This is a genomic window from Streptomyces sp. NPDC101151, assembly GCF_044768335.1.
Classification (GTDB): domain Bacteria; phylum Actinomycetota; class Actinomycetes; order Streptomycetales; family Streptomycetaceae; genus Streptomyces.
This window is the reverse complement of the sequence record NZ_JBIWPP010000002.1, coordinates 602,317-623,221: the sequence shown is the minus strand read 5'-3', so window position 1 is coordinate 623,221 and position 20,905 is coordinate 602,317. Positions and strand designations below refer to the sequence as shown.

Here is a 20,905-nt window from a genome sequence, read left to right as displayed (position 1 = left end):
GCCCGCCCGGCGGGGGGGGGGGCCCCCGCCCCCCCCCCCCCCCCCCCGGCGGGCCCCCCCCCCCCCCACGGCGCACTCCACGACGGCGCCGCCACATCGTCGAACACGCCGAAGGCGGACCATCCGTTCGGATGGTCCGCCTTCGATTTGTGTGGAGCTAAGGAGAATTGAACTCCTGACCTCCTGCATGCCATGCAGGCGCTCTACCAACTGAGCTATAGCCCCTTGTGGCCACGCGGCCGAGCCGCTTGTTGACCGTGTCGCCCGGCTTCCCCGGCGGCGACGCCAACATTACACGGTCCTCGGGGTGCAGTACCAAATCGGTTTCCGCTCTGCTCCTATACGGGAGCTAATGTCTGCTTTCGTGACCCTGATCGCGTTCTCCGGAGCCAGGCGCCGGGTGCCGGTCGCCGTGGGCGCGTGCCTGGTGTCGTTCACGGCATTCTGGCTGGCCCAGCAGGCCGCGCACGTGTCGATGGTCGACGTGATGGTGTACCGGGCGGAGGGGGCAACCGTCCGCGCCGGAGGCGATCTGTACGCACTGCGGGCGACCGCCACACACCTGCCCACCACCTACCCGCCGTTCGCGGCCCTGCTGTTCACCGCGCTGACCCTGCCGGACACCGGGACCCTGCGCACCCTGGCGACGGCCGGGAATCTCGCCCTCCTCGTGGTGCTCGTACGGCTGTCGCTGAAACTCGTCGGCCACGCGCGCGCGGAGACCACCTGGTGGGTCGCGGCGCTGGCCGTGTGGTGCGAGCCGGTGTGGACGACCCTGCGCTACGGCCAGGTCAACCTGCTGCTGGCCGCCCTGGTGCTGTGGGATCTGTCCCGTCGCCCCGCCGGCGCGTACGTCCGCTGGGCCGGGGCGGGGCTCGGACTCGCCGCGGCGGTCAAACTGACGCCCGCGCTGTTCCCGGTGTTCCTGCTCACCACGGGTGTCGTGGCTCGCCTCAGAGGCGGGGACGGCGGCCCCTGGCTGCGGCACGCACGCGGGGCGACCGCCGCGTTCGCCGGCGCGACGCTGCTCGCGGCGGCCGTCCTGCCGTACGACTCGTGGCGGTTCTGGACGGACATCGTGTTCCGCACGGACCGGGTCGGACACGCCGAGGCCACCGCCAACCAGGCCCTGCGCGGCGTTCTGGCCCGTCTGCTGCACACGCCCGACCCGGGAGCCCTCTGGGTCGCCGTCGCGGCCGCGGTGGCCGCCCTGGGGCTCGCGGTGGCAGTGGTCGCCGAGCTACGGGGGATGCGGCCCTGGGCGGTGTGCGCCTGCGCGGTCACGGCACTGCTGATCAGCCCGGTGTCGTGGACGCACCACTGGGTGTGGTGCGTGCCCCTGGTGCTGCTGCTGTGGACGCGCGGACACCGGTCGGCCGCCCTGGGCACGGCGCTGGTCTTCTGCTCGTACGTCCCGTGGTGGGTGCCGCACGGCACCGGACGGCCCGAACTGCACCAGACGGGTGCCCAGTTGACGCTGTCGGCCCTCTACGCGGGGGCCGGCGCGCTGTTCCTCGCACTGACCCCGACATCGTTGCCGAAACCCCGGCCCCGGTCCGACGCGCGTCAAGCCGTGACGAAGGAGTAGAACCTCTTGAGCGTGCAGTGCTCCTCGAGCAGACGGCCGTAGATCGGCTCGCCCTCCAGCTCGCGGTAGGTCTCGATCGGGTCGCCTTTTATGATCAGCGCCCGCGCGCATTCCTCGCACCAGTACTGGTAATCGGGATTGATCGGTTCCATGTCACGGACGATCGGCGTACCGCTCCCGCACCAGTCGCACTTTCGCCTGTGTGCACCCATCGATCAGCTCCAGCTGTGGCCGCAGGCCGTGCACACGTAGGAGATTCCGCCATTGTCGCCGAGAACTTGGGCCACGCGCGCGGAACCGCAGGAAGGGCAGCTGAGCCGGGTGGTCGTATCCCGTATCAACGCTGCACCGAGGAGGTGGCCGACCTCCCCAAGGATGCTCGCAGGCATCGCTACTCCTCCCGTCGGGCCACGCCCCCTTCCGGCCGTTTGATTCTGCCACGGCCGGAGCAATACGGTCAGCGACGCCTCAGTACCAGTCCGGACACGGCCCCCATTGCGGCCGTTCCGGCCAGTGCCCACGCGCACACCGAGAACGCCTCCGCCGAGGTATACGCCCGCAGGACCCCAAGTGACTCAAGCCGGTTCAGGAACAGTGTGCCGAATGCGGCCACCCCGATCAGCTGACCGAGCTGGACGACCGTCGCGAGCAGTCCGGCGGCGTCCGCCGCGTCCTCGGGCCGCACGGTGGCCAGCGCGCGCGTGAGGGTCGGACTGAAGGCGAGCGCGAGCCCGACCCCTGTACCGGCGTATCCGGCGTACAGCACCACTCCCCCGTCGCCGCCGCCGCGGAAGGCCAGGCCCACCACCGCCGCAGACACGGCCGTGAGGCCGAACCCGGCCGGGGTGAGCGCCCGCTGCCAGGCGGCGGGCCACTTACGCCAGGTCAGACCGACCGCGCCGAAGACGACCGCGGTCGGCGCGAAACTCAGACCGGCCCGCAGGGCGCTGTAGCCGAGACCGCCCTGGACGTGCAGGGTCAGCGCGAAGAGGAAGCCGGCGTTGACCGACATGACGGCGAGGATGCGGAACACGGCCAGGCCGATGCCGGGGTGACGCAGGACCCTCGGTGCGATCAGCGGGGCGCCGCCGCGCCTGGCCAGCCGGGATTCATAACCGCAGAAGACGGCGAACAGAGCCACGGCGGCGGCCAGCGACAGCCAGGACCACAGCGGCCAGTCCTCCTCCTGCCCGAGCACCAGCGGCACGGTCAGCAGCGACACGGCCGCGCCCAGCAGGACGAGTCCGGGAAGATCAAGGGCACGTGTCTGCTCGGGCTCGGCTTTGCGGCCCAGCGGCAGGACCCGCCTGCCCAGCACCAGCAGGAGCACGCCCACCGGCACGTTGACCAGGAACACCGGCCGCCAGCCGGTGCCGAACAGGTCGGCGCTGACCAGCACGCCGCCCACGACCTGCCCTGCGGCGGCGCCGACGGCGAGGACCGCCGAGTAGGCACCGAGCGCCCGGGCCCGGGCCTCGCCGGTGAAGGTGCGCTGGATCAGACTGAGCACCTGCGGGATCATCAGCGCCGCGCCGGCGCCCTGCACCAGTCGGAAGACGATCAGCTCGGCCGACCCCTGCGCCAGACCGCAGGCGAACGAGGCTGCGGTGAACAGGGCGAGTCCGGCGACGTGGACCCGGCCGTGGCCGAGCCGGTCGCCGAGCCGGGCACCGGTGATCAGCAGCACGGAGTAGGTGATGGCGTAGCCGGCGACCACCAGTTGCAGGTCGGCGCCCGAGGCATGGAGATCGGAACCGATGGTGGGGGCGGCGACGTTCACGATGAAGACGTCGAGGGCCGCCATGAACAAGGCGGTGAGCAGGACCGCGAGCAGCAGCCGGGGCCGGTTGTCAGTGGCGGGTGTTTCACTGTGAGTGGCGGAAGACGCACCTTCGGCGACAGAAGGTGCACCGCCGACGTCGGCAGATGCACTGCCAGTGGCAGCCGCTTCACTGTCGGTGGCCTCTTGTTCACTGTCAGTGGCGAGTGCTTCACTGATCGCAGGGTTCGGAGCGGGCGCTGGACTCGGCCCGGTTCGAGGTGTCGTCGTCATGGCGTCGAGCCTGACGACGTATCGGTACGGGTGCCGAGTGCCCTCCGATGCTGGTACCGGCAGCACCTGGCAGCGCCCGGGCCGGATGCAGACGATGGGGACGGGACGACGGGGAACGGGGGATCGACGATGGGGACGACGACACAGCGCCGGAGGCCGGAGCTGGCCGGCTTTCTGCGCAGCAGGCGGGCCAGGGTGACACCGGCCGACGTGGGGATGCCGCCGGGGCTGCGGCGGCGTACGCCGGGGCTGCGGCGGGAGGAGGTCGCCCAGCTCTCGGGCGTGGGAGTGACCTGGTACACATGGCTGGAGCAGGGCCGGCCGATCAACGCCTCGCCGCAGGTGCTTGACGCGGTCGCACGGACACTGCGGCTGGACCCGGCGGAGCGCGAGCACCTGTACCGGCTGGCGGAGGTGCCCTTCGACCCGGCACCGCAGGATCTGACCCGCCGGGTCGGCCCGGAGGTGCGGGGCATCATCGACGCCCTCAGTCCCCTGCTCGCGGTGGTCTACAACGCGCGGTACGACGTCCTGGCCACCAACCCGGCCTACCGCGACCTGTTCGTGGTGCCCGAGACCGTCCGGATCGGTGTGCCGAACGTGCTGTGGACGCTGTTCACGGTGCCGGAAGAGACCTGTCCGCTGGTGCACCGGGAGAGCGAGCTGCCGGTGATGGTGGCGACGCTGCGGTCGGCCTACGGCAGACACGTGGGCGAGCCGGCCTGGGAGGAGTACATACGCGGGCTGTCGGCTGCGAGCCCCGGCTTCGCGAAGCTGTGGGAGAGCGGGGAGGTGACACCGCCGGGGCCGCGGGTGAAGACGTTCCGTCACCAGCGGGTGGGCGAGATGCGGATGACCTCGCAGTCGCTGTCCGTCGACGGGATGCCCGAGTGCCGGATCGTGGTCTACACGCCGGAGGACGAAGACTCGCGTACGAAGCTCGCATTGCTGAGGGAGCAGAGAGAGCGGCTGTGGCCGCCGGCCGACGGGGAGGGTGCCGAGTTCGTCCGCCGATAGAACGCAGAAAATCCCGCCCCCTGAGGGACGGGATTCTCATCACCGATCTTTGACAACTCAACAGAGTGCCGATCCGTGGAGCTAAGGAGAATTGAACTCCTGACCTCCTGCATGCCATGCAGGCGCTCTACCAACTGAGCTATAGCCCCTTGTGTTCTTCCCGCTCGGCGGGGCGAACAAGAAGAACTTTAGCCTGCGACCTGCCAGAAAGTGAAATCCGGGGTCAGTCGTCGTCACCGAGGACGGGCTCGGGGAGGGTGCCCGCGTTGTGCTCCAGCAGGCGCCAGCCGCGGGCGCCCTCGCCGAGCACGGACCAGCAGCAGTTGGACAGACCGCCGAGGCTCTCCCAGTCCCGGGAGTCCAGGCCGAGAAGACGGCCGATGGTGGTGCGGATGGTGCCGCCGTGGCTGACCACCACGAGGGTGCCGTCCTCGGGCAGCTTCTCGGCGTGCCGCAGCACGACGGGGGCGGCGCGGTCGGCAACCTCGGTCTCCAGTTCGCCGCCGCCGCGGCGGACCGCCTCACCGCGCTTCCAGGCGGCGTACTGCTCGCCGTAGCGGTCGATGATCTCCTCGTGCGTCAGCCCCTGCCAGACGCCCGCGTAGGTCTCTCGCAGGCCCTCCTCGCGGATGATGTCGAGCCCGGTGAGGGCGGCCAGCTCGGCGGCCGTGTTCGCGGCACGCTGCAGGTCCGAGGAGACGATCGTGTCGGGTCCCAGGGAGGCGAGCAGGCGGGCGGCGCGGCGAGCCTGACCGATGCCGGTCTCGGTCAGCTCGACGTCCGTGGTGCCCTGGAAGCGGCGCTCCACGTTCCACGCGGTCTGGCCGTGGCGCCACAGGATGATGCGGCGACCCCGGCCCCTGCGGTCGCTCACCTCGCCCGTGGCGCTCATCACCACTCCCCGCCCGGCTCGTCGGCGGCCTCCGCGGCCTGCAGCTTGGTGTGCTCCTCGGCCTTGCCGCGGGTGGCCTTGGCGTCGGCCGGCAGCTCGAGCTCGGGGCAGTCCTTCCACAGCCGCTCCAGGGCGTAGAAGACCCGCTCCTCGCTGTGCTGGACGTGGACGACGATGTCGACGTAGTCGAGCAGGATCCAGCGGGACTCACGGTCGCCCTCGCGGCGCACCGGCTTGGCGCCGAGTTCCTTCAGCAGGCGCTCCTCGATCTCGTCGACGATGGCCCTGACCTGGCGGTCGTTCGGCGCGGAGGCCAGGAGGAATGCGTCCGTGATCGACAGGACGTCGCTGACGTCGTAGGCGATGACGTCGTGGGCGAGCTTGTCGGCCGCCGCCTGGGCGGCGGTGTTGATGAGCTCAAGGGAACGATCAGTGGCGGTCACTACATGGCTTTCCGTCAAGGGGACACTTGACATCAAGGGTCTCACGGACCGCCTGGCGCACCCCACGTGATGACCGCATCACGCGGGGTGCCCCGGCCGCCATCAGGAGGATGCGGGCTTGTAGTCGCTGCCGAGGACGACCGAGACATCGGCTCCGGAGGAGACGGTGCCCTTGGCCACGGAGCCGGCGGGCAGGCCCAGGGTCTTGGCGACCTCGGTGGCGTTCGCCTTGTCGGCGGCATCGGCGTAGAGCACCTTGGAGGTGGCCTGGGTGCCGGACGCGGTACCGCCCTCGCGGAAGGTGAAGCCGCCGTTGAGGAGGACCACGCGGGCCTTCTCGACGTCGTCCTTCACACCGGTGGCGTTCTGGACGGAGACCCGGACCGCTGAGCCCGCGTCGGGGCTCTTGGCGGTGCCGCCGAGGATGTCCTTCACCACGCTGTCGCTGGTCTTGGCGCTCAGCGTGCCGTCGGACTGCACGGGCAGCAGGGCCGTCCTGTAGTCGCCGCCCTTGGCGAGGTCGGCCAGCTTGGCGAGGAAGGCGCCGAGGTCCTTGTCGGTCAGCGGCGGGTCCAGGATCTGCGCGAGGGTCTGCACGGTGGTCGTGGCGCCCGTCGCATCGGAGGAGACCTTGCGCAGCACGCCCTGCATGACCTGCCCGAAGCGCTCCAGCTGGGCGTTCGGGGCCTCGCCGGCGGCGCGGTAGGTGGCGTAGGCGACGGCCATCTTGCCGCTGAGGGTCTGGGCCTTGCCCTGGTGGACCAGCGGCGAGGCGCCCTTCTTCTTGGCGTCGGGGTCGGGGACGTCGGCGTTGGTGTCGATGTCGATGTTGCCGACCAGGTCGACGAGGTTCTGCAGGTAGGGGGTGTCCAGGCGCCAGGTGCCCTGAATGTCGGTGCCGAGGACGGTGTCGAGCTGGTCGCGGGTGCCGGAGGCGCCGTCGCCGTCGACCGACCTGGCGAGGGTCGTGGCGGATCCGTCGTCGCCGCTCAGCGCGAGCGAATTGGGCAGCAGGACGGTCGTGCCCTGCTTGGTGGTGGTGTTGTCGACCAGCAGCGCCGTGGAGGTGCCGCTCTTGCCGGTGTTGTGCAGGTGGACGACGATCACGTCGCGTTTCTGGGCGCCCACCGCCGTCGCCGTGCCCGTCTTGGAGCCGGAGGAGGACAGGCCGGGAAGTTTCCCGGCGTACCAGAGGTAGCCGACGCCGCCGACGGCGACGAGGGCGAGGACGACGAGGAGGGCGACGATCCGGCTGCGGGCGCGGCGGCGGGCCTCCTCGCGGCGCTCGGTGCGGTTCTCGGTGAACTTGAGCCAGTCGATGACGTCCTGGGAGTCGCCGTTCGGCTCCTCCACGAAGGCGAACTGCTCGGTGTGGTAGTCCCGTTCATGCGAGGCCGAGTGTTCCTCGGGGTCCTGCGGGGCCTGCGAGCGGTCGGCGGGGCCGGCCTGCTGCGGGATGTACGCGGTCTGTTCGGCGACCCGGGGCTGCTGTCCGCTGGTCGCCGCCTGCCCGTAGGGGTCGTACGGGGCAGCGGCGTTCTGGGTGCCGGCTCCGTACGGGTCGTACGGGGCCTGGGAGCCGTACGCGTCGTAGGCGGGTGCGACGGGCGGCTGTTGACCGGTGTCGTACGCGTCGTAGGACTGCGTCGGCTGTTGCCGGCCGCCGGTGGCGTACGGGTCGTATCCGTAGCCCTGCTGGGCGTACGGGTCGTAGGACTGCTGCGGGGCCTGCTGTGCCGGGATCTGCCGGTACATGGGCTGCCCGTACTCGTCGTAGCCGACGAGTTCGTACGGGGCGGCGCCGTGGCCGGCGTCACCCGCGTCGTATCGGTCGTTCACCGGTGCCCCTCTCGGCTCACTCGCCGCGGTACAGCTCGCGCTTGTCGATGTAGCGCACGACTCCGTCCGGCACCATGTACCAGATGGGCTCGCCCTTGGCGACTCTCGCACGGCAGTCCGTGGAGGAGATGGCGAGCGCCGGCACCTCGACGAGCGAGACGCCGCCTTCCGGCAGGCCGGGGTCGGTCAGGTGGTGGCCGGGGCGGGTCACGCCGATGAAGTGCGCGAGGGAGATCAGCTCCTCCGTGTCGCGCCAGGTCAGCAGCTGGGCGAGGGCGTCCGCGCCGGTGATGAAGAACAGGTCGGTGTCCGGGTTGAGGGCCCGCAGGTCGCGCAGGGTGTCCACGGTGTAGGTGGGGCCGCCACGGTCGATGTCGATGCGGCTGACGGAGAACTGCGGGTTCTCGGCGGTCGCGATGACCGTCATCAGGTAGCGGTCCTCGGCCGGGGAGACCTTGCGGTGGGACTTCTGCCACGGCTGGCCGGTGGGCACGAAGACCACCTCGTCCAGCTGGAACTGTGCCGCGACCTCGCTGGCCGCCACGAGGTGCCCGTGGTGGATCGGGTCGAAGGTTCCGCCCATGACGCCGAGGCGGCGCTTGCCCGCGTGGGCGGGGCCGCTGCCCGGCCCGTATGCCGGGGTCTTCACCGTGCCTGCCGCCGTGTCGGCGTTCCTGGCGGCGCCGTCGGCCGCGTGGGCGGCCGTGTCGTTCGCCGGACCGGTAGGCATGTCCTGCTCTCCCATGCGTGCAGACCCTACCGGCCCGGCCTGAGGGGCCCTGGCGGGGGACGGGGTCCGGGTCAGCGGTCGCGGTTGAAGCGCGTGGTGATCCACAGGAGGAGCAGCAGGATGACCAGTGCGCTGCCGCCGGTGATGGCCGGGTTCAGGCTGTTGTGGTGGCCGCCGCGCTCCTCGCCCTCGGCGGCGAGGGTGACCAACTGGGCAGCGGTGCTGTGGAAGCTCATCTTCGGCAGGACCTATCGCGTGTGGGCGGGATAAAGACGTGGGCTCATCGTAAGCGGGCGGCCCGGCGCCGATCACGCCGACTCCGCCGTTGGGGCGGGCGCGCGGCACCGGTTGACCGTCCTGAGGGAACTTTCGCGTCCCGTCAGTCGTCCTTCCGCTTGTAGCCGCGGAGCAGGAACCATGCGGTCAGTGCGCAGCCAAGGACCATCACGATCAGGACGACACGGAGCAGATATCCCGACCCATGCTGCTGGACGGCGCTCGTGGCGGCCTCGGTCAGCCAGGCGGCTGCGGGGTGGTGCTCCATGACGTGGACTCCTTTGGCTGTACTGCCCGTCCACGGTATCTCCGCCTAGGCTGGCCCCTGCCTCGGGGGCACAGTGAGGCACCCACTAGTACATGGGGGATGACATGTCCGACGACGGCCGCGAGCAGACGGGGCACGAGCGTGTGCCGAGCAGGCAGCGCAGGCGCTTCCCGGGGATCTCCTCGCGTGCGTACGAGCATCCGGCCGACCGGTCGGCCCTCGTGGCGCTGCGGAAGCTGAGTGGCTTCGACACCGTGTTCAAGGCGCTCAGCGGACTGCTTCCGGAGCGGAGCCTCAGGCTGCTGTTCCTGTCCGACTCGGTGCGCGTCTCCGAGCGGCAGTTCTCGCATCTGCACGACATGCTGCTGGACGCCTGCTACATCCTGGACCTGGAGAAGGTCCCGCCGATGTACGTCACCCAGGACCCGCAGCCGAACGCGATGTGCATCGGGCTGGACGAGCCGGTCATCGTGGTCACCACGGGGCTGGTCGAGCTGCTCGACGAGGAGGAGATGCGGGCGGTCGTCGGGCACGAGGTGGGGCACGCCCTGTCCGGGCACTCGGTGTACCGCACGATCCTGCTGTTCCTGACGACCCTGGCGCTGAAGGTCGCCTGGATCCCGCTGGGCAACCTCGCGGTCATGGCGATCGTGACCGCGCTGCGGGAGTGGTTCCGCAAGTCGGAGCTGTCCGCGGACCGGGCCGGGCTGCTGGTGGGGCAGGACCTGCAGGCCTCCATGCGCGGACTGATGAAGATGGCCGGCGGCAACCATCTGCACGAGATGAACGTGGACGCCTTCCTGGAGCAGGCCGAGGAGTACGAGTCCGGGGGCGATCTGCGCGACTCCGTGCTGAAGATCCTGAACGTGCTGCCGCGCTCGCACCCCTTCGCCACCATCCGGGCGGCCGAGCTGAAGAAGTGGGCCGAGTCCCGGGACTACCAGCGGCTGATGGACGGCCACTACCCGCGGCGCAGCGAGGACAAGGACACCTCGGTCAGCGACTCGTTCCGCGAGTCCGCCGCGAGCTACGCGAGCGATGTGAAGACCTCCAAGGATCCGCTGATGAAGCTGGTCACGGACCTCGCGGGCGGCGCCGGCGACCTGGGCGGCCGGGTCCGCCGCGGCTTCGACGGCTTCAAGGGCTCCGCTCCCCCGAAGGACGGGCCGCAGGACACGCCGCCGCGGGACGAGGAGTAGCCGCACGGCGCGCGGGGCCGCATCGACATGCGGCCCTGCCGCCCTGCCGCCCTGCCGCCCTGCCGCCCTGCCGCCCTGCCGCCCTCGCATCAGCATGCGGCTGTGCTGCTCGGGCGCGACCAGCCGCCACGCCGTCCACCCGCATCCGACAACGCACCCCGGCCCGCTCCCTGCGTCGGCCCAGCCCGCGGCCGACCGCCCCGGCTGGTGCCCGTCCCGCTGCCGGCGGTCCCACTACTGGCTGTCCCGCTGCCGGCAGTCCCGCTACTGGCCGTCCCGCTGCTTCCCCGGGCTCACACCTTCGGCTGAGCCGCAGCGGCCAGCGTCCCGCACAGGGCGGTCGCGCTGTCCGAGGCGAAGGGGTCGGTACCTGCCGGGCCGCCCGACCTGGCGGTCTGGCCGGACAGGAGCGGGCGGAGGTAGGAGGTGGCGTCCTCCGCGCAGGACAGCGGGCCGGCCTGGGCGTAGGAGGTCGCCAGCTGGATCTGTCCCACGCGCAGGTCGTCGCGGTCGAAGCGGAAGGTCAGCTCGCGGCGGACCGTGAACAGGGACACGGGGGCGTCGGCGGCGGCGCCGGTCGGACGCAGCGCGTAGACGAAGATCGTGTCGGCGTTGACCTCCAGCGTGGCCGGGTCGGCCTCGCCGGCCTGCAGGGTGCCCTGGACGCGGATCCGGTCGTCGGCCAGTACCGCACGGGAGGGGTCGAAGCGGACCAGCCAGCCGGTGGGCGCGTGGTGGCCGTCCGCCGCCGGATGGTCGAAGCTCTCGTCGAACTGGTCGAGCTGGTCGGAATCGAGGAGGGCGCGGGCCGGCCGGACCTGGCGGGCCGTGAGCACGTCGGGGTCGAGCGAGGAGCGGACGAGGTAGTTCCGGGCGATGCTCAGGGCGGCCGTGACCTGGCTGTCGGAGAAGTGCGCGGTGCTGCGGGTGGCCGGCAACGGGATCCCGGCGGCGCCGACCTCGAACTGGGCGGCGGGGCTGTGCGCGTACAGGGACTCGGCGTCGGCGGCGCCGGGCACCTTGCCCTGCGGGGCGAGCGGGATGACGTTCATCCGCAGGGCCTCGGCGGAGCGCCGGGCCTGCGGGGTGCTGTAGGAGTGGCGGACGCCCATGTAGATCGCGGTGCCGAAGGCGATGGCGATCAGCAGGGCGAGGATCAGCACCTGTCGCTTCAGTCCCCGGTGCAGGGGTGGGCGCCGGCGTACGGCGGGCGCGTGGTCGGCCATGCGCTCCTGCGCCGAGTACTCCTGGAGCCGGGCAGCCCGCACGAACGATTCGTCGAACACGACGGATCGGTACTCGTCCTCTGCACCGCCGGGGCCGCCCTCGGGTGTCCCCTCCGGTGGGTCTCCAGGCCCGCCCATACTTTCAGAGTAGGTCTCGTGGGCCTCGGGTAAACGCCCTGCTACACGACAACTTCTGACAGGTTCTCACCACGGGCGTGCGCGGGCGTTCAGGGGGATCGCGGGATCGCCGAGACCGCCGGCGGTGAGGAGTCGGCGGAGGCGGAGGGGGGCGAGGCAGCGCCCTGCTCAAGGCCGGTGGAGGCGGGTGACGGCACCCGGTCGCGGGTGCTCGAGGAGGCGCCCCGGTAGACCGCGGCGAAGGCCAGCGCGACCATGCCGATGCCCATCACGAGGGCGAGCACCCAGGCGACGGGCCGGTGCCAGCGGATCTGCTTGCCGTAGGACCCGAAGGCGCCGTGGTGCTCGCCGAGGACGTAAGTGTCGTGGAGTTCGTCGTCGTCCCGACCATGACCGAAATCGGTCCCCTCGGGGCCGTACCCGTCGTCGTAGCGCTCACCCCTGGCGCGGGCTCGGCGGGCTTCTGCCTCGGAGGCCTCGGCTCTGGCCTGCGCGGCGGCCAGGAGGCGTTCGACGGCGGTCGGCTCGTGCACCACGGCCGCCTGCACGAAGGCCTCGTCGAAGACCACGGAGGCGAACTCTTCGTCCGACACCCCGTGGTCGTGGTCGTCGTCGGGCTCCCAGCCGTCAGGGAACGGCGTGCCCCCCACGTCCTCCGGCACGGATCCAGAGTAGACCTGGGGGGTCAATTTGGGCAGACGGTATGGAAATTCATCCGCCTGCTGAGACGCCTTTCCGTCAGATCGGTCAGCGGCGCACGTGCCCGTCGCCGGTGACGATGTACTTCGTGCTGGTCAGCTCGGGCAGGCCCATCGGACCGCGGGCGTGCAGCTTCTGGGTGGAGATGCCGATCTCCGCGCCGAAACCGAACTGGCCGCCGTCGGTGAAGCGGGTGGAGGCGTTCACGGCGACGGTGGTGGAGTCGACCAGCTGGGTGAAGCGGCGGGCCGCCTGCTGGGAGGTGGTGACGATCGCCTCGGTGTGGCCGGAGGTCCACAGCCGGATGTGCTCGACGGCCTTGTCCAGCGAGTCGACGACGGCGGCGGCGATGTCGTACGACAGGTACTCGGTCTCCCAGTCCTCCGGGGTCGCCTCGACCACGGTGGCCTTGGAGTCCTTGGCGTAGGCCAGCACGCGTTCGTCTGCGTGCACGGTCACCCCGGCCCCGGCGAGGGCGTCCAGGGCACGCGGCAGGAACTCGGGGGCGATGTCCTGGTGGACCAGGAGGGTCTCGGCGGCGTTGCAGACGCTGACCCGCTGGGCCTTGGAGTTGATCAGGATCTCGATCGCCATGTCGATGTCGGCGTTGGCGTCGACGTAGACGTGGCAGTTGCCGGTGCCGGTCTCGATGACGGGGACGGTGGACTCGCTGACCACGGTCTGGATCAGGGAAGCGCCGCCGCGCGGGATGAGCACGTCGACGAGTCCCCGGGCGCGCATCAGCTCGCGCACGGACTCGCGACTCTCGCCGGGCACCAGCTGGACGGCGTCGGCGGGCAGCCCGGCGCCGCCGACGGCGTCCCGGATCACCCGGACGAGGGCGCTGTTGGACTCGTAGGCGGAGGCGGAGCCGCGCAGCAGGACGGCGTTGCCGGACTTCAGACAGAGGGCGGCGGCGTCGACGGTGACGTTCGGGCGGGCCTCGTAGATGATGCCGACCACGCCGAGCGGGACGCGGACCTGGCGCAGGTCGATGCCGTTGGGGAGGGTGGAGCCGCGGACGACCTCGCCGACCGGGTCGGGCAGCTTCGCGACGTCGCGGACGTCGGCGGCAATGGCACGGACCCGCTCGGGGGTGAGGGTGAGCCGGTCGACGATGGCCTCGCTGGTGCCGTTCTCCCGCGCCTTGGCCACGTCCTTGGCGTTGGCCTCGACGATCTCGCTGGTCCGGACCTCCAGGGCGTCGGCGATGGCGAGCAGCGCGTCGTCCTTCACGGCGCGCGGGAGCGGCGCGAGGTCGGCGGCGGCGGCCTTGGCCCGGTAGGCGGCCTGGGTGACCGGGGACATGGCGTCGTACGGCGAGAGCGTGGTCATGAGGGAAGGGTAGTGCGCGGCGCGGGGCGGTTCAGCTGTCGTCCCACACCGCGAGACGGGTCAAAAGGGACACGCCCCCGGGTGGGAATCCGCGAGCCCCCGCGGGGCATCCTGGTCAGAACGGGTGCACCCCTACGGGTGTCGCGGGGGCGGGCCCGTATCCCTCGGCGATGCGCTGGTGGTACGTCTCGCGGTCGATGACCTCCAGGCCGACGATCTCCCAGGCCGGCAGCCCGGCGGTCTGCCGGTGCTCGCCCCACAGGCGCAGGGCGACGGCGGCCGCGTCGTGCAGGTCGCGGGCTTCCTCCCAGTAGCGGATCTCCGCGTGGTCGCTCGCGTATCTGCTGGTCAGCAGGAAGGGGTGGTCGTGGGCGAGCTGTTCCAGGGCGCGCCGCAGGTCCGGCAGCGGGACCTTCTGCCCGGAGACGCTGAGAGTGACGTGCCACAGGCGGGGCGAGTCCTTGGGCTCCTCGTAGTCCTCGTAGGTGTCCCCGGCCGCGACGCTCGTCAGAGCACCGCGGGACGCCGCCCCAGGGCGCACTCGTCTCACGACGGCCTCCTTCACGCATGGCCCCTTGACGGAACGTGTCCCTTCAACATGCCCCCAAGACAAAGTTGAGCAGGCCGCACGGCTCCGTGGGGCGGTTTTACGGAACGTCCCCCACCGGGGGCGTTCCTTACGCCCCGTTTTACGAGCGGTTTTAACACGTGTTACGAGTGCAGGAGCACCAGGTCGTCCCTGTGTACGACCTCGCGTTCGTACGCCGGGCCCAGCTCGCGCGCCAGCTCCCGGGTCGAACGCCCGATCAGCTGGGGGATCTCCTTGGCGTCGAAGTTGACGAGCCCGCGGGCCACCGGGCGTCCGGTGCCGTCACGCAGCTCCACGGGGTCGCCGGCGCTGAACTCGCCCTCCACGGCGGCGATGCCGGCGGGCAGCAGCGACGTGCGCCGCTCGACGACCGCGCGGACGGCGCCGTCGTCCAGGGTGAGAGAGCCCTGCGGGGTGGAGGCGTGCTGGAGCCACAGCAGCCGGTCGGCGGAACGCTTGCCGCTGGGGTGGAAGTAGGTGCCGGTGTCGCCGCCGCCGAGCGCCTCCGCCGCGTGCACGGCGCTGGTCAGTACCACGGGGATGCCCGCGGCCGCCGCGATCCGGGCGGCCTCGACCTTGGTGACCATGCCGCCGGTGCCGACGCCGGCCTTGCCCGCGCTGCCGATCTCGATGCCTTCGAGATCGGCCGGCCCCCGCACCTCCGCTATCCGCGAGGTGCCGGGCTTGCTGGGGTCGCCGTCGTAGACGCCGTCGATGTCGGAGAGGAGCACCAGCAGGTCGGCGTGGACGAGATGGGCGACGAGGGCGGCGAGGCGGTCGTTGTCGCCGAAGCGGATCTCGTCGGTGGCGACGGTGTCGTTCTCGTTGACGATCGGGAAAGCGCCCATCGCGAGCAGCTTGTCCAGGGTGCGGGAGGCGTTGCGGTGGTGGGCGCGGCGGCTCATGTCGTCGGAGGTGAGCAGGACCTGGCCGACGCGGACGCCGTAGCGGGCGAAGGAGGCGGTGTAGCGGGCGACGAGCAGGCCCTGGCCGACGCTGGCGGCGGCCTGCTGGCGGGCCAGGTCCCTGGGGCGGCGGCGCAGGCCCAGCGGAGCGAGGCCCGCGGCGATGGCTCCGGAGGAGACCAGCACGATCTCCTTCTCTCCCCCGCTGCGGCTCTTGGCGAGCACGTCGACCAGTGCGTCGACGCGGTCGGCGTCCAGGCCGCCCGCGGCGGTGGTCAGCGACGAGGAACCCACCTTGACGACGATCCTGCGGGCCTCGCCCACGGCCTGCCTTGCCCTTGCCACCTTGCCTGCTGTCCCCTCGCCCGGTTCCGGCTGCCTGTGCGGCAATCTACGCGAACGGGGCCAGGCGGTGCGCACCGGTCCAGTCTCCGGACGGGCGCAACGTAGTCGTTTGCTCACAATTCGCGCACGGCAAAAAGGTTGTACCGGTTGCCTATAGAAATTAAATGTCTGACAAACTTAAGTTGACCATTGTGTCACCTACCGTTCACCATACGAAGCGCATTCTCCTCCGCTCGGGCAAGAGTCCCTACGACGTCTACACCGTGGAAGAGGCCCTCCACCAGGACGTCATCGCCACCAACGCCGGCAACCTGATCTTCCAGGACGCGGCGCACAAGATTCTGGAAGTCCCGGGAACCGAGGTCGTCTCGAACGGTGGACGGACCGAGGTGGCCGCGGCCGCGCGCATCAACGCGGAGTACGACGCCTTCGTCGTCCCGCTCGCCAACGCTTTCCGGCCGTCCTTCGAGCCCGCGCTGAAGCGGCTGACCCGGCTCATCCAGCGGCTGCGGATCCCGGTCGTGGTGCTCGGCGTCGGCGCGCAGACCGGGGTGAGCTACGACCCGGCGCGGCTGGGTCAGATCGAGCCGACGGTGCGCGAGTTCTGCTCGGCGGTGCTGGAGCGCAGCGCCTCGATCGGGGTGCGGGGCGAGTTCACCGAGCAGTACCTGCGGGACATGGGCTTCCGGGACGTGGAAGTGATCGGCTGCCCGTCGCTGTTCATGTACGGCAGCGAACTCGACGTGCGCAAGCGGGTGCCCGGGCTGACGGCGGAGTCGCGCATCGCGATCAACGGTTCGCACAGCGCGGTGAAGAAGCAGGGCCTCGGCCGGATCATCACCCGCACCCACGACCGCTACCCGAACCTGCGCTTCATCGGCCAGAACCTGAGCGACGCACGGCAGCTGCACTGGCGGGACCTCAGCGACCCGAACTCCGGGGTGACCGCGCTGCCCACGCACCCGGACCACCCGATGTACCGGGAGGACAAGGTGCGGGTGTACGTCGATCCGGTCACCTGGATCGACGAGCTGCGCCCCTTCGACTTCTCCTTCGGTTCGCGCATCCACGGCAACATCGCCGCCCTGCTCGCGGGGACACCCGCGACCGTGCTGTGCGGCGACTCGCGCACGCTGGAGCTGTGCCGCTACTTCGAGATCCCGCACCAGCGGCTGGACAAGGTCGCCAAGGACCCGGAGGCGGCCGACCCGGCTCGGCTGTACGAGCAGGCCGATTTCGGCGGGCTGGTCGGCAACCACCGGGAGCGCTTCGACCGGTTCGTCGGGTTCCTGGACAAGAACGGACTGCAGAACACCTTCACGCACGGCGACGGCGGCACGGCCTTCGAGAAGAAGATGGGCTCGCTGTCGTTCCCGCCGGGCGTGCGCCCCTGGAACGACACCGACCTCGCCTCGCTCAGCAGCCGGTTCGGCTGGCTGCACACCCGGGTCGGCGAACTGACCCAGGACAACAACCAGTTGAGGCGGGAGCTGGCACGGGCGAGGCAGGTCAAGGCCCTGGTCCCCGCGCCCGCCGCCTCCGTCTACCGGCGCGCCCGCCGCGTGGTGGGCAGGCCACTGCGACGGGCACTGCAGTCGGGCAAGGAGTAACTCCCCGCCCGGCCGGGGACCCTCAGGCCGCCGCCGCTCCGAACCCTCCGCTCGGCAGCATCCGCCGGATCTTCCTGAGCGCCCGGCGCAGGAAGGAGTTGGCGGCGGCCTCCCGGTAGCCCTCGAAGGCCCGGGCCTCGCGGGGTTCGGCGAGGTAGATCCAGTCGGGGACACCGGCGGCCTTGGACCGGAAGTGCGGGTAGACGAGGTAGACGCGGGTGCCGCGCTTCTCCAGGACGGCGGCGGCCTGCTTCTTCGCCTTGACGAACTTCACGACGTCCAGCAGGGGTTCGGGCCGCTGCACGGCCACCAGGTGCAGTCGCAGACGCTCGTGGACCTTGAGGCGGCGGGCCGCCTCGGGCGTCCAGTAGGCGTCCATCAGCGGCTTGGCCAGCTCGAACTTGTGGCGGCGGACCTCTTCGTCGTCCGTGAGGAACTTGGGCCCGAACTGCGGCAGCAGGGTGATGAGGAAGGGCCGGATCATCAGGGTGTCGCGCTTGGGCCCGGCCGGGACCATGTCGGCGATCAGCTTCATCAGCGCCCGCGCGGAGTCGAAGCGCAGCGTGTAGCTGCCGCTCTTCGTGACGTGCTTGCCGTCCTCGCGGCCGACCAGGTAGTAGCAGGTGTAGTCGGCGACCACGGAGACGCCGTTCGCCCGCAGGTACGCCTCCATGGTGAAGAGCGCGTCCTCGCCGGTCCACAGGGACTCGTCGAACCGCATGCCGTGTCTGCTCAGCAGTTCGCGCCGGAAGAGCTTCTGCGCGCTGAGCGTGAACTTGATGTTGGAGGAGAAGACGTCGGTCCGGTCGAGGGTCTTGCCCCACATGGACTTCGGCGGGGTGCGGTTGATGCCCTCGACGCGGCCGAGGACGACGTCGGTGCCGTTCTTGTCGGCCATGGCGACCATGCGCTCCAGGGCCTCGGGCCCGAGCCGGTCGTCGGCGTCCAGGAAGAAGACGTAGCGTCCGGCCGCCTTGCCGAGGCCGACGTTGCGCGGGCCGCTGGGGCCGCCGGAGTTCTCCTGCCGGATGACGGTGACCGGCATGGGGACGCGGTCCGCGAACTCCTCCAGGTACTCCCCGGTGCCGTCCGTCGAGCCGTCGTCCACCGCGATGATCTCCATACGCGCCGGGTCGATGGTCTGTGCCTCGACGGATGCCAGGCACTCGACCAGGTACGGCATCGCCTCGTACGCCCCGATGATCACGCTCACATCAGGCTGCGCCACGACGGTCACGTTTCCCCCTTGTCACTTTCCCGCTGGTCAACGGAACATTTCCCCCGTATCGCCTTATTCGCAACTTGTTAGACGGCCACGCGATGGAAGCGGTTGCCTCACAGCGGGTGATGAGTGGCGTACGTCACAAGGTGGCGCGGCGACATGGCCGCGGTGGTTGACATCCGACAGTACGCACGCTCGGTAAGAGTTGCTCACCCTCGGCCAGCGGTGTCGGTAAGAGGGTCCGTAAGAACCCGAACGAGGGACGAGAAGCGGGGAGGAAACGCAAAAGAGCCGGCCCCCGGGGTCGGGGGCCGGCTCTGTCGCGAAGGGGTCAGCCCGCGCTGACGCCGTCCGTGTCACCGGCGGACGCCACCCGCTGACCCGGCACCGCGATGGTCAGCCCGGCCGTCTCCACGGGGCCCTCGCCCGCGGCGCCCAGCCGGGACTCCTGGCCGACATTGCGCGCCTCGGCCTTGCGGGCCAGGTCGGCGACCGCGGTGTTGAACTGGTCGATGGACGTCGGCTCGTCCGGGCCGAGAAGGTAGCGCTTCAGCTCCTTGCGGTCCTCCGCCAGCGGGTCCGCGGACGGGTCGCGCACGGCGTCCAGCAGGCCGCCCAGTTCGGAGACGCCGTTGGACAGGATCGTCGCGGCGCGCACGGCCGTGTTCTGCCGCTTGAACTCCTCCACGCCCAGCTCGGCCGAGTCGGTCACTGCGTACGGCTTGCCGCTCGCGATGAAGTCGGAGACCACGGAGGAGATGTCGGAGACCATTGCGTCCGAGACGTTGAAGCAGTCGTACAGACGCGGCTCGGCGCCCGTGATGACGCGGTGCTCGTACGAGGGGAAGGAGCGCCAGTAGGCGTCGTTCCACTCGGCGCGCAGCCGGGCGACCTCCTCGTGCTTCGTGACGTCGACGACGCCGTCGCGCGTGGCCTCGGCCTCGTCGCCCTTGGCGCCGCCGGCGCCGGCCAGCTCGGCGAGGCGGGCCTCGATACGGGTCAGCTCGGCCCCGGCCGGGCTCTGGGCGGCCGCGTCGGCGGTGAAGCGGGAGTCGGCGGTGCGCTCGGCGGCCGCCTTCTCGACCAGGGCGGTGATGCGCCGGTGGGCGGCACCGGCCTCGGCGCTGACGGTGCCGGTGAAGGGGTGCGGCTTGTACAGGACACGGACCGGCGGGTCGGCCTTCACCAGCTCGGTCACGATGTTCTCGCCGGCGAGCACGATCGAGGTGTTGCCGGGGTTGCCGTCCCAGCCCTCCCAGGTGGGCGCGTACAGCACGGTCGGGATGCGACCGTCCGGCACGCCCTGCCAGCTCTGGATGGGGGCCAGCTGCGGGCGGCCGACCTCCACGATGTCGTCGTCGCGGACACCGACGTCGGCGATGGCGTAGCGGTCGCGGCCCGCGCGGCCGGCGGTCCACACCTCGTCGTACACCTTGCTGTACGGGTTGACGCTGGCCAGCTTGTCGCTGTCGCCGTGACCGATGAAGACGTGCTTCATGGTGGGCACGCGCAGCAGGTGGATGTTCTTGCCGACGTTGGCCGCGTAGAGGGCGACGCGCACGTTCGACAGGTCCATGTTCATCAGGTGCACCCCTCCGGGCACGCAGACGACGGGGACCGTGGTGGGCGCGAGGCTGTTCAGGATGGCGCGCTCGCGGAGGATGATCAGCGGCCGGGTCTCCAGCCGCTCCATCGTCTCCAGCCACATGTTGACCTGGTAGGCGGAGTCCTTGGAGCCGGAGAAGTACAGGACCGTCTCCGGCTTGTGAACGCCCAGCCAGTCGTCGACGGCGGCGAGGACGACGTCGGCCTTCGGCGGGATCTTCCGGCCGCGTACGTACGGCAGCAGCGCGAGGACGTAGCCGCAGCCCAGGGCAGTGGTGATGCCGACACCGACGAAGCCGGCCGCCGAGGTGTCCACGATGGCCGAGACGAGGATGCCGACGACCGCGAAGAGGTCGAGGTGGAGCATCTTCTCCGCGGAGCGGTGCAACAGGCGGCGCGGCGGGGCGTCCGGGATGCGGATGCGGGACTTCAGGTCGACGTTGCGGGTGGCGACCGGCATCCGGCGGCGGTTGCGGATGAGGGTGACCAGGGCACCGTGCGGGGCCTGGAGGCCGTAGAAGGCGATGAAGCACGCAACCGTGCCGTAGAAGATCAGGTCGTCCGCGTGGGAGAGCCGGGCCAGCAGCAGGATCAGCAGCAGCTGCCTGATCAGGAAGCGGATCGACAGACCCGCCCGGACCTTGCTCAGTCGGTTGATCAGGTAGCTGCTCTTGCGGTGCAGATAGTGGTCCGCCAGGTACGTCACGGCGGCCGCGGCCACGAACGCGGGGATGCTCGGGACGAGCGCGGCCAGCATGAGCGCCGGGAAGCCCAGGATCATGAGGGCCGCCGCGGCCAGCTCGGCCGCGCTGCCCACCCGGGCGACGCGAATAGCGGTGGATATCACGAAGAAACCTGCTCTGGGAGGGGGAGTGCCGGTTTTGTTCAGAAATGCCGAGGGCTGTGCGGGTAATCGGTAATTCGCG

At 70.7% G+C, this 20,905-nt stretch carries 19 protein-coding genes and 2 tRNA genes; 4 read left to right on the top strand and 17 right to left on the bottom strand.

All coding sequences use genetic code 11. From position 1 onward, the window contains the following. Positions 1 to 152 precede the first annotated feature (152 nt). Positions 153 to 225, bottom strand: a tRNA-Ala gene (locus ACIRU3_RS05870). A gap of 127 nt (positions 226 to 352) precedes the next feature. Between ACIRU3_RS05870 and ACIRU3_RS05865 the strand changes: the two genes are divergently transcribed. After that, positions 353 to 1,588: a glycosyltransferase 87 family protein gene (locus ACIRU3_RS05865; protein ID WP_404051863.1), complete on the top strand. Its 1,236-nt coding sequence runs from the start codon at positions 353 to 355 to the stop codon at positions 1,586 to 1,588. Here the strand turns inward: ACIRU3_RS05865 and ACIRU3_RS05860 are convergent. Both ACIRU3_RS05860 and ACIRU3_RS05855 read right to left on the bottom strand, forming a co-directional pair. Continuing rightward, on the bottom strand, positions 1,567 to 1,800 hold the full coding sequence (locus ACIRU3_RS05860; RefSeq protein WP_006136074.1) for a hypothetical protein: 234 nt from the start codon (positions 1,798 to 1,800) through the stop codon (positions 1,567 to 1,569). The genes ACIRU3_RS05865 and ACIRU3_RS05860 overlap by 22 nt on opposite strands. A gap of 245 nt (positions 1,801 to 2,045) precedes the next feature. Continuing rightward, complete coding sequence (locus ACIRU3_RS05855; protein ID WP_404051861.1) at positions 2,046 to 3,392, bottom strand: MFS transporter; 1,347 nt, start codon at positions 3,390 to 3,392, stop codon at positions 2,046 to 2,048. 378 nt (positions 3,393 to 3,770) lie between these two features. Here ACIRU3_RS05855 and ACIRU3_RS05850 point away from each other — a divergent pair, with 378 nt between their 5' ends. Continuing rightward, entirely contained in the window at positions 3,771 to 4,658 is an 888-nt protein-coding gene (locus ACIRU3_RS05850; protein ID WP_404051859.1) for a helix-turn-helix transcriptional regulator, read from the top strand. A gap of 76 nt (positions 4,659 to 4,734) precedes the next feature. Here the strand turns inward: ACIRU3_RS05850 and ACIRU3_RS05845 are convergent. From ACIRU3_RS05845 to ACIRU3_RS05815, 7 genes are all read right to left on the bottom strand, one after another. After that, a tRNA-Ala gene (locus ACIRU3_RS05845) sits at positions 4,735 to 4,807 on the bottom strand. 74 nt (positions 4,808 to 4,881) lie between these two features. Next, on the bottom strand, positions 4,882 to 5,550 hold the full coding sequence (locus ACIRU3_RS05840; protein ID WP_404051856.1) for a histidine phosphatase family protein: 669 nt from the start codon (positions 5,548 to 5,550) through the stop codon (positions 4,882 to 4,884). Beyond that, complete coding sequence (gene rsfS, locus ACIRU3_RS05835; protein WP_404051853.1) at positions 5,550 to 5,993, bottom strand: ribosome silencing factor; 444 nt, start codon at positions 5,991 to 5,993, stop codon at positions 5,550 to 5,552. The genes ACIRU3_RS05840 and rsfS overlap by 1 nt, the downstream gene beginning before the upstream one ends. Before the next feature lie 102 nt (positions 5,994 to 6,095). Then, positions 6,096 to 7,832 carry an LCP family protein gene (locus ACIRU3_RS05830; protein WP_404051851.1) on the bottom strand — a complete coding sequence of 579 codons (1,737 nt, stop codon included), beginning with the start codon at positions 7,830 to 7,832 and terminating at the stop codon, positions 6,096 to 6,098. Positions 7,833 to 7,848: 16 nt separating this feature from the next. After that, positions 7,849 to 8,577, bottom strand: a complete 729-nt coding sequence (gene nadD, locus ACIRU3_RS05825) for a nicotinate-nucleotide adenylyltransferase (RefSeq protein WP_404051849.1) — start codon at positions 8,575 to 8,577, stop codon at positions 7,849 to 7,851. Between the two features lie 56 nt (positions 8,578 to 8,633). Continuing rightward, positions 8,634 to 8,798 (bottom strand): hypothetical protein, encoded by a 165-nt coding sequence (locus ACIRU3_RS05820; RefSeq protein WP_404051846.1) that lies wholly within the window; start codon positions 8,796 to 8,798, stop codon positions 8,634 to 8,636. Between the two features lie 143 nt (positions 8,799 to 8,941). Continuing rightward, complete coding sequence (locus ACIRU3_RS05815) at positions 8,942 to 9,106, bottom strand: hypothetical protein (RefSeq protein ID WP_404051844.1); 165 nt, start codon at positions 9,104 to 9,106, stop codon at positions 8,942 to 8,944. 104 nt (positions 9,107 to 9,210) lie between these two features. Here ACIRU3_RS05815 and ACIRU3_RS05810 point away from each other — a divergent pair, with 104 nt between their 5' ends. Further along, the gene (locus ACIRU3_RS05810) at positions 9,211 to 10,305 is read left to right on the top strand and encodes a M48 family metallopeptidase (protein WP_404051842.1); all 1,095 of its coding nucleotides are present in this window, start codon (positions 9,211 to 9,213) and stop codon (positions 10,303 to 10,305) included. A 293-nt stretch (positions 10,306 to 10,598) separates the two neighbouring features. Here the strand turns inward: ACIRU3_RS05810 and ACIRU3_RS05805 are convergent, their stop codons facing one another. The 5 genes from ACIRU3_RS05805 to proB all read right to left on the bottom strand — a co-directional run bounded on the left by ACIRU3_RS05805 (position 10,599) and on the right by proB (position 15,521). Beyond that, on the bottom strand, positions 10,599 to 11,669 hold the full coding sequence (locus ACIRU3_RS05805; RefSeq protein WP_404051840.1) for a hypothetical protein: 1,071 nt from the start codon (positions 11,667 to 11,669) through the stop codon (positions 10,599 to 10,601). A gap of 89 nt (positions 11,670 to 11,758) precedes the next feature. After that, positions 11,759 to 12,358 carry a hypothetical protein gene (locus tag ACIRU3_RS05800; RefSeq protein WP_404051837.1) on the bottom strand — a complete coding sequence of 200 codons (600 nt, stop codon included), beginning with the start codon at positions 12,356 to 12,358 and terminating at the stop codon, positions 11,759 to 11,761. A 58-nt stretch (positions 12,359 to 12,416) separates the two neighbouring features. After that, the gene (locus ACIRU3_RS05795; protein WP_404051835.1) at positions 12,417 to 13,703 is read right to left on the bottom strand and encodes a glutamate-5-semialdehyde dehydrogenase; all 1,287 of its coding nucleotides are present in this window, start codon (positions 13,701 to 13,703) and stop codon (positions 12,417 to 12,419) included. Between the two features lie 115 nt (positions 13,704 to 13,818). After that, positions 13,819 to 14,253, bottom strand: coding sequence for a hypothetical protein (locus ACIRU3_RS05790; RefSeq protein ID WP_404051833.1), 435 nt, complete (start codon positions 14,251 to 14,253; stop codon positions 13,819 to 13,821). A 161-nt stretch (positions 14,254 to 14,414) separates the two neighbouring features. After that, positions 14,415 to 15,521, bottom strand: coding sequence for a glutamate 5-kinase (proB, locus tag ACIRU3_RS05785; RefSeq protein ID WP_404051915.1), 1,107 nt, complete (start codon positions 15,519 to 15,521; stop codon positions 14,415 to 14,417). A gap of 185 nt (positions 15,522 to 15,706) precedes the next feature. Between proB and ACIRU3_RS05780 the strand changes: the two genes are divergently transcribed. Further along, complete coding sequence (locus ACIRU3_RS05780; RefSeq protein ID WP_404051830.1) at positions 15,707 to 17,152, top strand: polysaccharide pyruvyl transferase family protein; 1,446 nt, start codon at positions 15,707 to 15,709, stop codon at positions 17,150 to 17,152. A 22-nt stretch (positions 17,153 to 17,174) separates the two neighbouring features. Here the strand turns inward: ACIRU3_RS05780 and ACIRU3_RS05775 are convergent, their stop codons facing one another. Together ACIRU3_RS05775 and ACIRU3_RS05770 are read right to left on the bottom strand one after the other, a co-directional pair. Continuing rightward, positions 17,175 to 18,389 carry a glycosyltransferase family 2 protein gene (locus ACIRU3_RS05775; protein ID WP_404051828.1) on the bottom strand — a complete coding sequence of 405 codons (1,215 nt, stop codon included), beginning with the start codon at positions 18,387 to 18,389 and terminating at the stop codon, positions 17,175 to 17,177. 316 nt (positions 18,390 to 18,705) lie between these two features. Then, complete coding sequence (locus tag ACIRU3_RS05770) at positions 18,706 to 20,826, bottom strand: hypothetical protein (protein ID WP_404051825.1); 2,121 nt, start codon at positions 20,824 to 20,826, stop codon at positions 18,706 to 18,708. Positions 20,827 to 20,905: the final 79 nt, after the last annotated feature.

What these genes read in the sequence shown, in the direction of transcription:
- ACIRU3_RS05865 (WP_404051863.1), top strand. Translation starts at nt 353, where the DNA reads ATGTCTGCTTTCGTGACCCTGATCGCGTTCTCCGGAGCCAGGCGCCGG.
- ACIRU3_RS05860 (WP_006136074.1), bottom strand. Translation starts at nt 1,800, where the DNA reads ATGGGTGCACACAGGCGAAAGTGCGACTGGTGCGGGAGCGGTACGCCG.
- ACIRU3_RS05855 (WP_404051861.1), bottom strand. Translation starts at nt 3,392, where the DNA reads ATGGCGGCCCTCGACGTCTTCATCGTGAACGTCGCCGCCCCCACCATC.
- ACIRU3_RS05850 (WP_404051859.1), top strand. Translation starts at nt 3,771, where the DNA reads ATGGGGACGACGACACAGCGCCGGAGGCCGGAGCTGGCCGGCTTTCTG.
- ACIRU3_RS05840 (WP_404051856.1), bottom strand. Translation starts at nt 5,550, where the DNA reads ATGAGCGCCACGGGCGAGGTGAGCGACCGCAGGGGCCGGGGTCGCCGC.
- nadD (WP_404051849.1), bottom strand. Translation starts at nt 8,577, where the DNA reads ATGGGAGAGCAGGACATGCCTACCGGTCCGGCGAACGACACGGCCGCC.
- ACIRU3_RS05820 (WP_404051846.1), bottom strand. Translation starts at nt 8,798, where the DNA reads ATGAGCTTCCACAGCACCGCTGCCCAGTTGGTCACCCTCGCCGCCGAG.
- ACIRU3_RS05815 (WP_404051844.1), bottom strand. Translation starts at nt 9,106, where the DNA reads ATGGAGCACCACCCCGCAGCCGCCTGGCTGACCGAGGCCGCCACGAGC.
- ACIRU3_RS05810 (WP_404051842.1), top strand. Translation starts at nt 9,211, where the DNA reads ATGTCCGACGACGGCCGCGAGCAGACGGGGCACGAGCGTGTGCCGAGC.
- ACIRU3_RS05805 (WP_404051840.1), bottom strand. Translation starts at nt 11,669, where the DNA reads ATGGGCGGGCCTGGAGACCCACCGGAGGGGACACCCGAGGGCGGCCCC.
- ACIRU3_RS05795 (WP_404051835.1), bottom strand. Translation starts at nt 13,703, where the DNA reads ATGACCACGCTCTCGCCGTACGACGCCATGTCCCCGGTCACCCAGGCC.
- ACIRU3_RS05780 (WP_404051830.1), top strand. Translation starts at nt 15,707, where the DNA reads ATGTCTGACAAACTTAAGTTGACCATTGTGTCACCTACCGTTCACCAT.